This is a genomic window from Pseudomonas matsuisoli, from assembly GCF_014647635.1.
Lineage (GTDB): Bacteria > Pseudomonadota > Gammaproteobacteria > Pseudomonadales > Pseudomonadaceae > Pseudomonas_P > Pseudomonas_P matsuisoli.
In genome coordinates this window covers 329,288-344,867 of record NZ_BMPO01000004.1, presented here as the reverse complement: position 1 = coordinate 344,867, position 15,580 = coordinate 329,288, and the positions used below count along the sequence as shown (strand labels likewise).

Annotated in this window: 15 protein-coding genes; 6 read left to right on the top strand and 9 right to left on the bottom strand. The window is 60.6% G+C overall.

All coding sequences use genetic code 11. The features are described 5' to 3' along the window. Positions 1-92: 92 nt before the first annotated feature. From IEY47_RS10910 to IEY47_RS10885, 6 genes are all read right to left on the bottom strand, one after another. A complete protein-coding gene (locus tag IEY47_RS10910) occupies positions 93-1,001 on the bottom strand; it encodes a CHAD domain-containing protein (protein ID WP_188983252.1) in 909 nt (302 codons plus the stop codon). Positions 1,002-1,353: 352 nt separating this feature from the next. Then, complete coding sequence (locus IEY47_RS10905) at positions 1,354-1,956, bottom strand: nitroreductase family protein (protein ID WP_188983251.1); 603 nt, start codon at positions 1,954-1,956, stop codon at positions 1,354-1,356. Between the two features lie 97 nt (positions 1,957-2,053). Further along, a complete protein-coding gene (locus tag IEY47_RS10900) occupies positions 2,054-3,361 on the bottom strand; it encodes an NTP/NDP exchange transporter (RefSeq protein WP_188983250.1) in 1,308 nt (435 codons plus the stop codon). Positions 3,362-3,374: 13 nt separating this feature from the next. Next, positions 3,375-4,289, bottom strand: a complete 915-nt coding sequence (locus IEY47_RS10895) for an aldo/keto reductase (RefSeq protein WP_188983249.1) — start codon at positions 4,287-4,289, stop codon at positions 3,375-3,377. Between the two features lie 93 nt (positions 4,290-4,382). Then, positions 4,383-5,177, bottom strand: a complete 795-nt coding sequence (locus IEY47_RS10890) for an SDR family NAD(P)-dependent oxidoreductase (protein WP_188983248.1) — start codon at positions 5,175-5,177, stop codon at positions 4,383-4,385. Between the two features lie 65 nt (positions 5,178-5,242). Further along, positions 5,243-5,665, bottom strand: coding sequence for an HPF/RaiA family ribosome-associated protein (locus IEY47_RS10885; protein ID WP_188983415.1), 423 nt, complete (start codon positions 5,663-5,665; stop codon positions 5,243-5,245). A gap of 152 nt (positions 5,666-5,817) precedes the next feature. Between IEY47_RS10885 and IEY47_RS10880 the strand changes: the two genes are divergently transcribed. Both IEY47_RS10880 and IEY47_RS10875 read left to right on the top strand, forming a co-directional pair. Continuing rightward, entirely contained in the window at positions 5,818-6,414 is a 597-nt protein-coding gene (locus IEY47_RS10880) for a LemA family protein (protein ID WP_188983247.1), read from the top strand. 21 nt (positions 6,415-6,435) lie between these two features. After that, a complete protein-coding gene (locus IEY47_RS10875; protein WP_188983246.1) occupies positions 6,436-8,292 on the top strand; it encodes a M48 family metallopeptidase in 1,857 nt (618 codons plus the stop codon). Between the two features lie 568 nt (positions 8,293-8,860). On the opposite strand, the gene IEY47_RS10870 is transcribed toward IEY47_RS10875, so the two are convergent. Then, entirely contained in the window at positions 8,861-10,396 is a 1,536-nt protein-coding gene (locus tag IEY47_RS10870; protein WP_188983245.1) for a phosphoenolpyruvate carboxykinase, read from the bottom strand. Between the two features lie 222 nt (positions 10,397-10,618). Beyond that, complete coding sequence (gene hslO / locus IEY47_RS10865; RefSeq protein ID WP_188983244.1) at positions 10,619-11,506, bottom strand: Hsp33 family molecular chaperone HslO; 888 nt, start codon at positions 11,504-11,506, stop codon at positions 10,619-10,621. Positions 11,507-11,704: 198 nt separating this feature from the next. Here hslO and IEY47_RS10860 point away from each other — a divergent pair, with 198 nt between their 5' ends. Next, the gene (locus IEY47_RS10860; RefSeq protein ID WP_188983243.1) at positions 11,705-12,496 is read left to right on the top strand and encodes a phosphatase PAP2 family protein; all 792 of its coding nucleotides are present in this window, start codon (positions 11,705-11,707) and stop codon (positions 12,494-12,496) included. Between the two features lie 39 nt (positions 12,497-12,535). Here IEY47_RS10860 and hslR read toward each other — a convergent pair whose 3' ends face one another. Beyond that, on the bottom strand, positions 12,536-12,952 hold the full coding sequence (gene hslR / locus IEY47_RS10855; protein ID WP_188983242.1) for a ribosome-associated heat shock protein Hsp15: 417 nt from the start codon (positions 12,950-12,952) through the stop codon (positions 12,536-12,538). A gap of 237 nt (positions 12,953-13,189) precedes the next feature. Between hslR and rimB the strand changes: the two genes are divergently transcribed. The 3 genes from rimB to IEY47_RS10840 are packed head-to-tail and all read left to right on the top strand — an operon-like array spanning position 13,190 to position 15,461. Further along, positions 13,190-13,657, top strand: coding sequence for a retropepsin-like aspartic endopeptidase RimB (gene rimB, locus IEY47_RS10850; RefSeq protein WP_188983241.1), 468 nt, complete (start codon positions 13,190-13,192; stop codon positions 13,655-13,657). Beyond that, a complete protein-coding gene (gene rimK / locus IEY47_RS10845) occupies positions 13,654-14,559 on the top strand; it encodes a 30S ribosomal protein S6--L-glutamate ligase (protein ID WP_188983240.1) in 906 nt (301 codons plus the stop codon). The genes rimB and rimK overlap by 4 nt, the downstream gene beginning before the upstream one ends. After that, entirely contained in the window at positions 14,559-15,461 is a 903-nt protein-coding gene (locus tag IEY47_RS10840; protein ID WP_188983239.1) for a S66 peptidase family protein, read from the top strand. Before rimK ends, IEY47_RS10840 begins: the two co-directional genes overlap by 1 nt. The last annotated feature ends 119 nt before the right edge of the window (positions 15,462-15,580 follow it).

Below are 15,580 nucleotides of genomic sequence, written 5' to 3'. Positions count from 1 at the left end.
ACGGTAAACGTCGGAAAGGTTTCTATCGTTTACCTGATTCGGCCGGCGCCGCGGCGATGCTGAATCGTAAGGTGGACTACACCACTACGTGACTAATCCAACCTACCTCTTTGGGCATCTTCTTGCGCGACACGCCAGTAGCGTGCCCAGCGTTTGACCAAGATGTCGGGCTTGTCCGCGTAGACCCGGCGCCCGACGATCATGGCCGCCGTGAACAGTTCGCCCTGGCGAACCGCAATCGCCGCCTGGATAGCCTGTTGGGTATTGGCCGCACCGAACAGCGCCGGCTCGCTTTGGAGCAGATTGGATAGCACGAACAGGTCGTGGTCTTCACCCAGATGATCGGCGAGTGTTTTCAGCGCCGCTTCGCGAGCACCGAAGATCTTGGGCCAGGCATCACGCAGCAACCGCACCTGATACCAATGGTCCTTCACACGCTTGCGCCATTCATGGCGCAGCTCGTCGTGCCGAGGTGCGCGCTGAACGCTTTTCAACGCCTTGCGACCATCGCCATAGGTCTTGCCGACACCGGCGGCGAAAAGCTTGAAGCCCGCGGCATCCAGCGGCAAATGCCCAAGCTGCATTCGCACCTGATCCAGGGCATCCGCGGTATCACTCTGACCTTGTAGCGTTTCCGGCGCCTGTTCGACGCGCGCCAACAGTCGCGCTCGGACACGTTTCATTGCCGCGCTGGAAAAGCGCCGACGATCCCTTTCGACGAGGCGATCCCAGGCTTCGACCATTGCAGCAGCATCACGCTGCGCGGAGAGATCTTGCGCCAGATCACGCAAACGACCATTCCACTCAGCAAACCGCGTCTTGCCCAAGGGCTGCCGCACTAACCGCAGCAGGGCGCGTGTTTCCTTGAGCCGCTTACGCGCGTCGTGAACGCCCTTTGGCGTACCGGTGCGCAACGCCTCGACCGCCTTCGCAAGACGCTCGTCCGCCACTCGACTGATCTCGCGGGCCGTCTTTTTACCCGCACGAATACGAAACGACATGGCCTTCATCCACCAGGATTCAACCGGCGAGCGTAACGGCGGCCCGTTTTACCGGCTAGGGGATCGAACCAATGTTCACAAAAGATTCATGGTCATGTCATTGCGGTGACATTTCAGTGGTCGTCGGTATTGAACTTCCAAAGGAACAGGGTAGCGCGGCCTTCGGCTGACGATCGATTCGACAGCGATGAGCATGAACGGTGAATTACGCCGTTGCACGGCTGATCCACTCTACGCGCCTGTACGTAAATCGCGGGCATGGTCCGCTCCCACATCGGCAACGTCGCGCGGATGTAGAGTGGAATCCCGAAGGGCTTCCACCGTTTACCTCGGATGATGTCCGTGAAAGCCGCTAGAACGTATCGCGCAGCACGACTTCGTCGAACGGCAACTTGCCGACCCGCGGCTTGGCGTCCACGGTGCCTTTGCCGATGGCCACCATCAGACCGATCCGGTGGCTCTCTGGCAACTTGATGAGTTTTGCGACCGCCTCGAAATCGAAGCCGTCCATAGGGCACGACTCCAGGCCCGCACCGCGCGCCGCCAGCATCAGGGTCTGCGCCATCAATCCGCAGCTGCGCATCGCTTCATCACGCTGGACGTCGGGCTTGCCGCGGTAGTAATTGTCGATGGCGTTCGCCATGAAGTCCTGCACCTCTGCGGGCGCGCCTTCCCATACGCGGCGAGCATTCTTTTCCCAGCTGTCGACTTGCGCACAGACCACCACGAGCATCGAGGCGTCCGTCATCTGTGCCTGGCCCCAGCCGACCTCGCGGATCTGTGCACGCAATGTGGGGTCACTTACCTCGACCAGGCGTACATGCTGAAGATTGAACGCGGACGGCGCATACAGCGCCGCCTTCAATAAAGCGTCTTTTTGCTCGCGGGTCAGGGTGTAGCCTGCGTCGTACTGTTTGATCGCGCGGCGGCTGGCGATGGCTTCGTCGATGTTCATGGGTGTCCTTGGAAGATAAGTGAGTGGCGGAATGCTAAGCGAGCCGGCGCGGGACAAGCCACTGCGCATTCACGATCATCACTATCGGCCCATTCGATTACTCAGCCGCATGGCGGTCACGATGGGCATCCCGGTCCGCACGAGCACCCAAGTACCAGCCGAGGACACCCCAGGCGACCGCACATAGCGCCCCGACAACCGCGACCAGCCATATGCCCTGCGCAACCATGTCGAGCAGGCTCTTGGCCCACCCGCTGATGGCATCCCCCGCGCGATAAACGACCGTATCGATGAAGTTCTTCGCCTTGTATTTGCTCTCGGCGTCCAACGTCGCGAACAGCATTTCCCGCCCGGGCCGAACGAAGGCGTACTCACCGACACGGCGTACGATCATCAGCGCAGCGAGCATCGCGAACGTTGGCGCGAGCGCAAGACCGATGAAGCCCACGCTCACCAGCAGCGGCACGATCACCAGCAGCACACGAACACCCAACCGCGCAGCGATCCGGCCGGTAATGAAGAGTTGGGAAAGCAGCGCACCCGCCTGTACCACGAAGTCGATCACACCAAAGACCCGGACTTGCGCCGCACGATCTGGAAATTGCTCGGCCACCACCCGCGCCTGTTCGAAATAGAGAAAGGTGCTGACGGTGGCAAGCAGGATGACGAAACCCGCGATACCAAGTAGGTAAGGCGACCTCATCGTCCGGGTGAACCCGCTGAACGGATTTCCGGCAACGGGTAGCCGGGGATTTTCGGCACTCACAGCCCCTGGCCGGCCCGCCCCACCCGTGGCCCGCCAGGTCATGAGGAAGCGCTTCAGGAAAACAGCCGTACCGAGCAATATGGCAGCCAGTACGATCAGGCCCGCGTGGCCAAGCACGCCGATCAGCAACGTACTGGCTGCTGGTCCAATCAGCCCGCCGACACTGGCACCCGCCGCGATGAAGGCGAACAGCCGCTTGGCTTGCCCTCCATCGAAGACATCGGCCATCAAGCTCCAGGCGACGGAAACGACGAACAAGTTGTATACCGACAGCCAGACGTAAAAAACACGCGCCAGCCATACGCTGTCGGTGTGCAGCGCGAAGAACGCAGCGAACAGCAGCAGATTGAGGCAAAAAAAGCCGTAGACCCAATCGATGAAGCTCGCCCGCGACACGCGGGAATTGAGCCAGGCAAACAGGGGTACCGCCGCCAGCATCACGAAGAAGGTTGCGGTGAACAACCATTGCAGGTTGTCCACGCCCCCCATGATGCCCATCGCTTCGCGAATAGGTCTGAGCATGAAATAGCCGGCGAACAGGCAGAAGAACAACGCGAATCCCGCTATCGCCGCGCCCAGCTCACCCGCCTTGGCGTTGATCGCCACGGCAAGTCGAAGCGCTATCGATCCTGAATGCACGCGGCTAAGTCCGTCAGGCAAACAGCTTTGCGATCATCTCGCGCGTTTTCTCATCGGGCATGCGCCCTTGCCCCGCCATCAGGTTATCCGCCATATAGCGCGGGTTCGAGGTTGCAGGTATAGCCACTGTCACGCCCGGCGCGGAGACCACGAATTTGAGCATCATCTGCGCCCATGTCCGGACGTCGATGTCTGCTGCCCAATCCGGTAGCGGCTTTTCGCGTACCTTGGCGAACAGGTCACCCCGCAGAAACGGACGATTTATGAGCGTCGCGATGCCGTTGTCGACGCAATAGGGCAACAGGCGCTGCTCGGCGTGCCGTGCGCCCACGGAATAGTTGAACTGGACGAAGTCGACCTTTTCGCGTTTCATCGTCTCGATAAGGTCGTCATGGGCTGAATCGACGTAATGCGTAATGCCGATGTAGCGAACGCGTCCTTCCTGTTTAAGTTCGCGCAACAGGCCCAGTTGGGTCGACGTGTCTTGCAGGTTATGCACTTGGATCAGATCGATGGTGTCCGTACGCAGGGCGTCGAAACTGCTGTGGATTTGCTCCATCCCGTCCTGTTTGCCGCGTGATGAGACCTTGGTTGCCAGAAACGCTTTCTTGCGCAGGTCACCATCCGCCGTCAGTGCGCCCGTCGCGGCTTCGGCATACCCATAGCTGGGCGCGGTATCGATGACGCGTGCGCCGCCATTGAGTAATGTCCGAACGACTTCACGCAAGGGTTCCAGGCTTTCCTGATCAGAAAGCGGGACATTGAAGCTGCTAGCCGTACCCAGGCCAATGACCGGCAAGGCTTCACCCGTGGCAGGGATCTTTCGCATTGCCATCGGCTCCGACAATGCAGCCCACCCCATAGGCGGTAGCGCAGCAAATGCCGCAACGGTAGCGACGGATTGGACGAACTGGCGGCGCGTCTGCATCGTACGGCTCTCTTGTGCTGAGAAGTGAATAAAACTGGACCTGATCCGCCGAGGTGTCCAATCGCCGCCAACCGTCACCGTACCTGGTGTGTATCAGACGATGTCGTCGACAACGCCACCGTCGACACGCAGTGCGGCGCCGGACGTCGCCGACGCTTGCTGGGAACACACGTAGACCACCATATTCGCCACCTCTTCGGGTGTGGCGGCGCGCTGGATGACCGAGCTCGGCCGGTTCTGCATGACGAAGTCGGTCGCCACGGACTCGATATCCCGCCCCTCCTGCTGCGCCTGATCTTTGAGCATGCTCTGCAGCCCTTCAGACAACGTCGGCCCTGGCAGTACCGAATTTACGGTCACCCCCGTGCCGGCCATACGTTTCGCCAGACCACGGGCGACGCTCAGCTGACCGGTCTTGGTGACGCCGTAATGAATCATGTCCGCAGGGATATTGAGGGCCGACTCAGACGAGATGAACACCACCCGGCCCCAGCCACGGGCCTCCATCGCGGGCAGGTAGGTTCGTGACAAACGGACCCCCGACATCACGTTGACCTGGAAATAACGTTCCCAGATCTCGTCCCCGGTTTCGAAGAAATCCTGCGGCCCGTAGATCCCGGCGTTATTAACCAATATGTCGATTTCATCGAGCACCTCGCGAATCTTCGCCACGCCATCGGCATCCGCGAGATCGGCAGCAATGGCGATGACGTCCGCATTAGGCACTTGGGCCAGCAGACGCTTTTTCGCATCGTCCACTGACGAGGACGTTCGCCCGTTCAACGCGACGCGCGCGCCTGCACGTGCCAACCCTTCGGCGATAGCGAAACCGATCCCGGCGGTCGACGCCGTCACCAGCGCGGTCTTGCCCGACAAATCAATATTCATGCGTTCCTCCTCTGAAAATGAGCGAAGAAACGCCAGGCGCAGGCGCCTGGCGTCAGACTCACCGTCTAACTGCGATCGCGGGCTTCTTGGTTCTCGAGAAACTCCTGCTGCAGTAGGGCGTCGGCTTCCGAACGGCTTTCTTCGGTAATAGGGTCGTCAAGCACCCCGGATGACGCTGGCTTCGCACTCAGACGACCGACAAGATGCTCGAGCGCATGACGCATTTTCTCCGCGGCGCCCGCCACTGCGAGGTCGACGGATTCGGCCTTGTGTGTCACCGAGATGGGTTGATGGTTACGTGGGCGCGCTTCGATTTGGCAGCGCTTGTCTTCGGCCCCGGACTTCTGTCCATTTTCGTCGCTAACGTGAACCTCAACGCGCGACAGGAATTCATCGTAGCGATCCAGCCGATCGGCAACCGCCGAACCTACCCAAGCTTGAAGACTCTCGCCGCCTGCCATTTGTGGGCTGTTCACGTGAACCTGCATGGTCTCTACCTCATGTGATGACATCTATGCATTCGAGAACGGTCCGGTGGCCAAGGTTCAGAATCGCGGACTCGGCAGGTTTTTCCAGCAGTTGCAGACGAACATTTCCGCTAAACTCGGCCACCGCTTCGTCTTGATAAGGATGTCTTTCGATGAGCCTTTCCGCGCTGCTGTGGCTGGCCGTTCTGGTCGCCGTCGCCCTCTGCGTCGTATCGCTGTACAACCGTCTGATTATTCTTCGTGCGCGCTACCGCAACGCGTTCGCGCAGATCGAAGTGCAGCTCAAACGTCGCTACGACTTGATTCCGAATCTGGTCGAGATCGCCAAGGGCTACCTGAGCCATGAGCGCGAGACGCTCGAAGCGGTAATCCAGGCTCGCAATGGCGCCGTCAGCGGGCTTGATGCGGCTGTTGCACGGCCGGGTGACGCCGCTGCGATCGCGCACCTTTCGGGTGCGGAAAGCCATCTGCGTGAGGCCCTTGGCCGGCTCAACGTGACCTTAGAGGCCTATCCGGATTTGCAAGCCGCGCAGAACATGCAGCAACTCAGCGACGAGCTCGGTACGACTGAAAACCGCATCGCGTTCGCAAGGCAGGCCTACAACGACGCGGTCATGGAATACAACACGTATCGCCAAAGCTTTCCGCCAATCGTGTTCGCAAGTGCCTTTGGCCATGCGCAGGACGCCGCATCGTTGACCTTCGACGAAGGCAAGACGCTAAAGGTCGCGCCAAGCATCCGTTTCTGACGCTTGGCCGGCGACACGCGCATGAATTTCTTCGAGGAGCAGGATCGGGCTCGACGCAATACCTGGCGCTTGCTCGGCTTGCTGACGTTGACCGTCGTGGTTCTCGTCAGCGTGACCAGCGCGGCGCTCATCTACATTCTGGGCGGTGACCTGGGCGCGGATCACGCCATCGTCGGCAAGGTCGGCGCCGTGGTGGTAGGCGTGGTCGTACTCGGGTGGGCCTATAAGACGATTCAACTACGAACCGGCGGGCATGCGGTCGCGCAGCGGCTCGGTGGTCGCCTGATCGACCTGGACCCGAGCGCCGAGCGTGAGCGAACGCTATTGGCGGTGGTCGAGGAAATGGCGATTGCCTCTGGCATGCCGGTGCCCTCCGTGTATGTGCTCGACGACGATGCGATCAACGCTTTCGCGGCCGGGTACTCACCAAACGATGCGGTGCTCGGTGTGACACGTGGCGCGCTGGACTACCTGTCACGCGAGGAGCTTCAAGGGGTCATCGCCCACGAGTTCAGCCACATCTTCCACGGTGATATGCGCCTGAACATGCGCCTGGTCTCGGCGCTCCACGGAATACTGTTGCCAGGCCTGATTGGACGTTTCTTAGCCAGCAGTGGCGAACACGCCAGTCACGCGATCGCCCGCCGACGAAACCTCAACGACAGCCCCGTCGTGTTCGTGATCTTGCTTGGGGTCTGCCTCATGGTTCTAGGGTATGCCGGAACGGTGTGTGGCCGTTTGATCAAGGCGGCCATCAATCGTCAGCGCGAATACCTCGCGGACGCATCGGCTGTCCGCTACACCCGCAACCTGGATGGCCTTCTTGGTGCACTCAAGCGAATCAGCGGCTTTTCCGGATCCGTCCTCAGGGCCCGCCGCGCCGCAGAATACAGCCATTTGTACTTCAGCCAGGGTGTGCCTATGGCCTTCGGCGGATGGCTCGACACTCATCCGGCGATCGAGCAGCGCATCCGGCGCCTGCAACCTGCCTGGAACGGCAGTCTCGACGGCTACCGTCAGGGCCACGGCATGCTCATGGGTGGCGCACTGGTCGAAGGTTTTACCGGTATCGCGCGCAGCCTGTCCCACATAGGCGAGCCTGAAGCGCCGGAACTGGCCGATGCTCAGGCTACGCTGGCGGCGTTACCGGCGGATTTAGCGCGTGCCGCTCACCAAACGTCAGGCGCCCTGGCATTGCTTTACGGGTTGATGCTAGGCGCCGATAACGCAACCCGCGAACGGCGCAGCGCATGGCTCGGCGATCGGCTGGAGCCGGAGGTCCGGCAATGGCTAAGTATCCTGGAGCGTTCGTTTGGAAATCTTGATCCACGTGCCCGATTGCCGCTGCTGGAACTGAGCTTTCCGGCGCTTCGACGCCTGAGTGCCGCGCGTCATCGGCAACTCGCGGCAGACATGCGCGGATTGATGGCGAATGAAGGCCGGGTGCAACTCCTGGAGTGGACGTTGTTGCGCATCGTGGAGCGCAACCTCGTCCGGCGGCGAAAGCTGCCGCAGACGCTACGCGCCCTGACTGATTTCGAAACGGAGATCGCGACGTTGCTTGCCGCCGTCGCACGCGCAGGCTCCATGGGGCCTGTCGATCAGGCGGCCGCCTTCGTTGAGGGATGGGCCATGCTGCCTTTCGGCGAGTGTCGCCTGGACGACGTTCCGCCGGACATTCTCAAACGAATGGACCACGCCATGCGTCGCCTCGAGCGTCTAAAACCCCTGCAGAAACCCAGGCTGCTGAAGGCACTCGCCCGCTGCATCGAACATGACGGACAGGTCAACGTGGCGGAAGGCGAGCTGTTCCGTGCTGTTGCCAACATACTGGACTGCCCGATGCCGCCGTTGTTGGATACGGCGTCAGGTAGATGACGTATGCCGCGAGGATGCCCCTGCTCTTGTAGACGCCCGCCGGGCTACGCTTAGCTTGTGGACGATCGAGGCCGGCAGTTTGCTCGGTGTCGTCTGGCATGGCGCTATCGCCCACAAGTGGGCTCCTACAAACGCGCCGCGTTATGCAGATGGGTAATGGGTTATTTAAGACTGTAGGAGCCAGCTTGCTGGCGATTAGGGCCGGCCGCTTGCTCGGTGTGGCCTGACATAACGCGATCGCCCACAAGCTGAGCGCAGCCCGGTGGGCTCCTACAAAGGCGCGGCGTCACGAAGAGGGGGAACAGATGGTTCGATACTGTAGGAGCCCACTTGTGGGCGATCGCTCTTGCATTGTCGCTTCAACACGATGGTGCAGGCTGCTTTCGTCGCGAGCGGTGCTCGCCTTCGCGGGCAAGCTGAACGAAACTCGACAGATCGCAGTCCGGCCGCTCCTACAAGAGCCTGCGTCGGCTGCAAAGCCGCAGCGCATGCATCGCTTGGAGTTCGATATGACCATCCCAGAAACAACAAAGCCGCCCGAAGGCGGCCTTGTCGATCGAGCGATAACTTACAGCTGAGGACCAGCAGCCTTGATCGCATCGGATACTTCGAACTTCTCGAAGTTATTGATGAACAGCTTGGCCAGACCTTTAGCCGCTTCGTCGTAGGCGTTTTTGTCCGCCCAAGTGTTGCGCGGGTTCAGCAGCTCGGTATCGACGCCGGGTACCGACTTCGGCACGTCCAGGTTGATGATCGGCAGGTGCTCGGTCTCGGCACCAACCAACGCGCCGCTCTGGATTGCCGCAATCACGCCACGTGTCGTGGGAATGCTGAAGCGCTTGCCGACGCCGTAACCGCCGCCGGTCCAGCCGGTGTTGACCAGATAAACCTTCGAGCCGAACGCCTGGATACGCTTGATCAGCAGCTCAGCGTACACGCCGGCAGGACGCGCGAAGAATGGCGCACCAAAGCAGGTGGAGAACGTGGACTTGATGCCTGGGCCCGAACCCATTTCGGTCGAGCCCACCAAGGCGGTGTAGCCAGACAGGAAGTGGTAGGCAGCCTGCTCATTGTTAAGGATCGACACGGGCGGTAGAACGCCGGTCAGGTCGCAAGTCAGGAAGATGACGGCATTCGGTTCGCCACCCAGGTTCTTCTCGGAGCGCTTCTCGACGAACTCCAGCGGGTAGGCCGCACGGCTGTTCTGGGTCAGGCTGTCGTCGGCGTAGTTCGGAACACGGTTCTCGTCGAGTACAACGTTTTCCAGAACAGCGCCGAAGCGGATGGCGTTCCAGATGATTGGTTCGTTCTTCTCGGACAGGTCGATGCACTTGGCGTAGCAGCCGCCTTCCATGTTGAACACGACGCCGGTGCCCCAGGCATGCTCGTCGTCGCCGATCAGGTAGCGGCTCGGATCGGCCGAAAGCGTGGTCTTGCCAGTGCCGGACAGGCCGAAGAACAGGGTGACATCGCCATTGTCGCCAAGGTTGGCGGCGCAATGCATCGGCAGTACGTCAGCTTCAGGCAGCAGGTAGTTCTGTACCGAGAACATTGCCTTCTTCATTTCACCGGCATAACGCATGCCTGCGATCAGAACCTTCTTGGCGGCGAAATTGATGATGACGCAGCCGTCGGAGTTGGTACCGTCGCGTTCGGGAACGCATTCGAAGTTAGCGACGTTGAGAACCTGCCACTCTTCCTTCGCACGCGGGTTGTAGGTTTCCGGATTGATGAACAGGCAACGGCCAAACAGGTTCTGCCAGGCAGTGGCGGTAGTCATCTTGACGGCAAGGTAGTGGTCCTCGGAAGACCCTACATGCACGTGCGAAACGAAGTGTTCCTGGCCTTCGTTGAACGCTTTCACGCGCTCCCAAAGGGCATCGAACTTATCGGCTGGAAAGGGGCGGTTGATGGCGCCCCAGGCGATCTGCGATTGGCTGCCCGGCTCTTCAACGATGAAGCGGTCAGCAGGCGAACGGCCCGTACGGTGGCCCGTTTCGACAACCAACGAGCCAGTCGCGGCAAGTCGGCCTTCGCCGCGGCGGACCGCTTCTTCGGCGAGCTGGGCGGCGCTGATGTCGGTGTACACGGTGGCTTGCGTCATGTGAGTTCCCCATCGGCTAACGGCCGATTTTCAAACGAGCTGTAGCCAAGTGAAAACATGGCTACAAGCACAAAAGTGCGCTGGATTATGCCAGAAACGGGCGTGATGGGTAGGAGCCTATGATTTACCAAAGGTTCCGGCCACCGCTTCGCTTTTTGATGCACACCACGGCAAATTGATAGCAACTCGTAGCAATGCGCTATCAAGCGCGCTTCAGAGATGTTAGTGACGTGTCTGGGACGGGGCCTCGCTGCCCCCACCGGCGAACAATTGAGCAACATCCGTGGCGTCGAATTCGTAGCGTTCGTTGCAGAACTGGCAGTCTATCGTGACCTTCCCGCCGTGCTCTTCGACTAGGGCGTTCGCATCCGCCTGCCCGAGGCTGACCAGCGCATTGGCTGAGCGCTCTCGCGAGCAGCTGCACTGGAAGCGCAGGTGTTGAGGCTCGAACACTCGTACCGGCTCTTCGTGGTAGAGGCGGTGCAGGATCGTTTCGTTATCAAGCCCGAGCAATTCTTCGCTCGTCAGCGTATCGGCAAGGGTACTCAGATGCTCCCACTGAGCGGCGCGCTCCTTCGGATCCTTGATCCGGTCCGGCGGCAGCGCCTGCAACAGCAAGCCACGCGCTCGTCGACCATCTGCCCGCAACCAGAACCGGGTCGGCAATTGCTCGGAATTAGCGAAGTAACCCGTGAGGCATTCAGCCAGATCCACCCCCTCGAGTGGCACGATCCCCTGATAGCGTTGGCCAGCACGCGGATCGACGGTCAGCGTCAATACGCCTTCAGGCATCAGGTCGCGCAGATTGGCGCCCGGCGCAATCTGCTCGGCGTGGTAGCGGGCAATACCGCGCACTTCGCGCTCGCTGGAGCACTCGACCATGATCAAAGGCACCGCCCCCGACGAGCGTGCCTGCAACACGAGTAGACCCTCGAACTTCAACGTTCCAAGCAGTAAAGATGCCGCTGCCAGCAGTTCGCCAAGCAGCTGTGCCACCGGCTCCGGATAGGGGTGTTTGGCGAGGACATGCTGATAACTATCATCGAGGCCGGCGAGCTCACCGCGGACATCGGTGTCGTCGAACAGAAATCGTTGGGTTAAATCGGACATACCGGGCTCGCAGGCTTACTGGAAAACGGCCGATTTTAGGCATAAAGGACCGGCCAACCAAGCGCCGAGCGTCTTACGCACGCTGCCGACACTTCGGTCGGCTCAATCTGAACTGGGCCTGAATGAGCGGACGCTTCCGCCTCGGGTGCGGGCGCCAATACCTATGATGGCGAGCCTCATCACATCGACCGGTTGGCTATGCTGCTCCAGACTCCCGAGGCGCGCTGGCGCCCTGCTTCATGGTTTCTTCTTCACCTCTTGGCATTGGCCCTACTCGGCAGTTGGCTCTGGTCGCCATCGAATGGGCTATGGAACCTACTCGACGTCGAGGCGTTTCATCTGCTCAATGGTTCTCTGGGTCAGGTTCGCGCCTGGGATCTGTTCTGGGCATTGGCCAGTACCCGCGTTTTTGACGTGCTCGTCGGCGGCATGATGCTATGCCTATTGATCCGCGAGGATTGGATCTTCCCAAGGGCTGGCGTGCGCCACGCCTTGTTCACGTTTCTGGGCGTGCTACTGACGGTCCTCGTGATCCGGATCATCGTGACGAAGGTTGGCGAACACTTGGGTTGGCAACATGCAAGCCCATCGATGCAGATCGCCAGCACTGTCCACCTTAGCGATCAATTTCCCATGCTCGAGCGTATCGGCGAAGTGAAGGATCGATCGAGCAAGAGCTTTCCCGGCGACCACGCCACGGTGCTGCTGGCCTGGGGATTGTTCATGATGATGTTCTGCGAGGGACGCCGGCGCGTCGCCATACTGGCGCTAGCCCTCTTCCTATGCTTACCACGTCTCGTGGCCGGCGCTCACTGGTTCAGTGATGACTTTGCCAGCGGCATGGCAATCGCCCTTTTGGGCTTGGCGTGGGGCTATTGCACGCCCCTTGCGGCAGGCGTCGCGATGCTGCTGGAATGGCTGGCACGGCCGTTCATCGCCGTAGCTCTACACATACCGGGCGTACGCCGTATCGCGGTGTTTCAGCGGTAAACAAGGCAGCCTGATACCGAGCTGACGACGGGTGGTGCCCTACCCCTCGTCGTCGTGCCATTCACCGGTTCCGCCCCGTAGGTAGTAGAGCTGCCGACGCTGCTTCTTAGTAGGGCGACCTTCGGTCTGCACGCCCAACGCACCGGCTTTGCGCATCGCGGCGGCTTTCTCACGCTGCTGCACGCTTTCCGGCGTTTCCTCATACAACGTCTGCGCCTCGGGCGCTCCCCGGCGTACCGCCGACAGCGCGCGAACCACCACCGTTCGCTCGTCGAACCCGGTCCGCAGCGTCAGCTTTTCACCCACCTTGGGTTCCTTGCTAGGCTTGCAGCGCTCGCCGGCGCAATGCACCTTGCCGCCTTCGATCGCCTCCTTGGCAATAGCACGCGTCTTGTAAAAACGCGCCGCCCACAGCCACTTATCGAGGCGAACCCTGTTGTCGCTCTTTTCGCTCATGCAGCATCTCATTGGTGGACAGGTGCTCATCGCACCATGAAACAGCGATGGCCGCAAACGTACGCTCATCGCAGCGGTCTTAGCTCGTATGCCCGCGCAAATTCCCGGCTGGCGAACGCTGTAGGGAAAACCGATTCACTGCGCGACACAGGTTCACCGCCCTTTTCGGCACGACCGTACTCGCAACCCAACCAGACAGGCCACTAGAATGCCGTCAAGCCCTGCTGGAATCCCGATTTGAAGACTTTCGACCATCTCTCCGTCGTCGGCCTGCGCGAATGGATCAACCTGCCTGAGCTCGGCCTGGTCGGCCTACGCGCGAAAATTGATACAGGCGCCAGCACTTCTGCGCTGCATGCCAGCGATGTTCAGGAATTCGAACGCGATGGCACCCCGTGGGTACGCTTCACGGCCTACATTGGCACGCAGGTGCAGCGCCGTCATCGCTGCGAAGCGGAGCTTGTCGCGGTGAAGATCATCAAGAGCTCCAACGGCCACGCACAGACGCGTCACGTCATCCGAACCCTTCTCACCTTAGGTGATCGAAGCTGGCCGGTGGAGTTCACTTTAGCGAGCCGCAAGACCATGCAATACCGTGTATTGCTGGGCGCCAAGGCTTTGGTCGCGGCCGCGCTCGTCGTCAATCCCGCGTTGAAGTACGTCCAAGACAAACCTCAGCTTTCCTCACCCTCCGGTGCCCAATGAAGATCGCCATCCTGTCGCGCAATCCGCGTTTGTATTCCACTCGCCGGCTGATCGAAGCGGCGCAACAACGCGGCCATGAAGTGCGCGTGATCGACACCTTGCGTGCGTACATGAATATCGCCAGCCATAAGCCGCAGATTCACTACCGCGGCCAGCCGTTGGAAGGCTTCGATGCGGTGATCCCGCGCATCGGCGCCTCGGTCACCTTCTATGGCTGCGCAGTGCTGCGGCAATTCGAGATGATGGGTACGTTTCCGCTGAATGAATCCGTGGCAATCAGTCGCTCGCGTGACAAGTTGCGTTCACTGCAGCTGCTCTCCCGCAAGGGCCTCGGGCTGCCAGTGACTGGTTTCGCGCACTCTCCGGATGACGTGCCTGACTTGATCCAGATGGTCGGTGGCGCCCCGTTGGTGATCAAGCTGCTGGAAGGCACCCAGGGGATCGGTGTCGTCATGTGCGAGACCGAGAAGGCGGCGGAATCCGTGCTCGAAGCCTTTATGGGACTCAAGCAGAACATCATGGTGCAGGAATACATTCGCGAGGCCGGCGGCGCCGACATTCGCTGTTTCGTCGTCGGCGACAAGGTCATTGCGGCCATGAAACGCCAAGCGCCGCCCGGTGAATTCCGCTCGAATCTGCATCGAGGCGGTACCGCAAGCCTGATCAAGATCACCCCCGAGGAACGCTCGACCGCTATCCGGGCCGCCAAAGTCATGGGGTTGAACGTGGCCGGGGTGGATATCCTGCGTTCCAACCACGGACCCTTGGTGATGGAGGTCAATTCGTCGCCTGGCCTGGAAGGCATCGAGACCACGACCGGTAAGGATGTTGCCGGCATGATCATCGAATACCTGGAAAAGAACGCCGAACACGGGCTGACGCGCACCCGAGGCAAAGGCTGATGCACGACGGCTTCCACTTACCAGGCAAAGTTGCATTGATCGCGCCAGCGTCCGCGATCGCGGAGGCGCAGCTCGAAGCCACGTTGCGCAAGCTCGATGCGCTCGGTATCGACTACCAACTCGGCACCTACGCTACGGCTCGCCATCGTTACTTGGCTGGCACGGTCGAACAACGCCTGGCAGACCTGCATGCAGCATTCGAGGCGCCTGATGTATCGATGGTCTGGTGCTTACGCGGCGGGTATGGATGTGCACAGCTGCTCCCCGGTATCGACTGGGCATTGCTGAAACGTGCGTCGCCACGACCGCTCGTTGGCTTTTCCGACATTTCCGTCCTGCTGAGCGCGTTTCACCGTCACGGATTGCCCGCGATCCATGGACCGCAAGCGGGCGCATTGGGCCATGCCATACCGGACGATGACCGCGAATGCGCCGAGCGCGAGGCTTCGCTGGACTCATTGGCGCAGCTGCTCGATTCAGGCCACGGGCATTTCGACCTGACACACATTGCTGGCCCAAGCGCGGGCGTCAGCGGTGAACTCATCGGCGGCAACCTTACCGCCTTGGCCAGCGCGGCGGGATCCGAAGACGGGTTATACGTGCCCGACGAGGCGATCTTGCTGCTGGAAGATGTCGGCGAATCCTACTACCGTCTGGAACGTAGCCTTTACCAGCTGCTGCGCGGGTTGAACACTGCACGCGTGAAGGCCGTGTGTTTGGGTCATTTCACCGAATGCCCGCGGAAGAACGTGACCCACAGTCTGGAGGAGATCTTCGCCGAGCACCTGGCGCCATTCGGCATTCCACTGTACGGCGGGCTCCCAGTTGGCCACGGCAGTGAGAACCACGCCTGGCCGTATGGCAAGCGCGCCGAATTGAGCGGCGGGCGGCTGGCTTGGTAAGAGACTTTGGTAACGCCGCATTCGATCTCGGCGGTTCATGTTTTTGTCACCCGCTTACAACATTGCCCTGTCGCGCAACAACCACACTCTCTGTAGGGGCGGCTTTAGCCGCGATGACG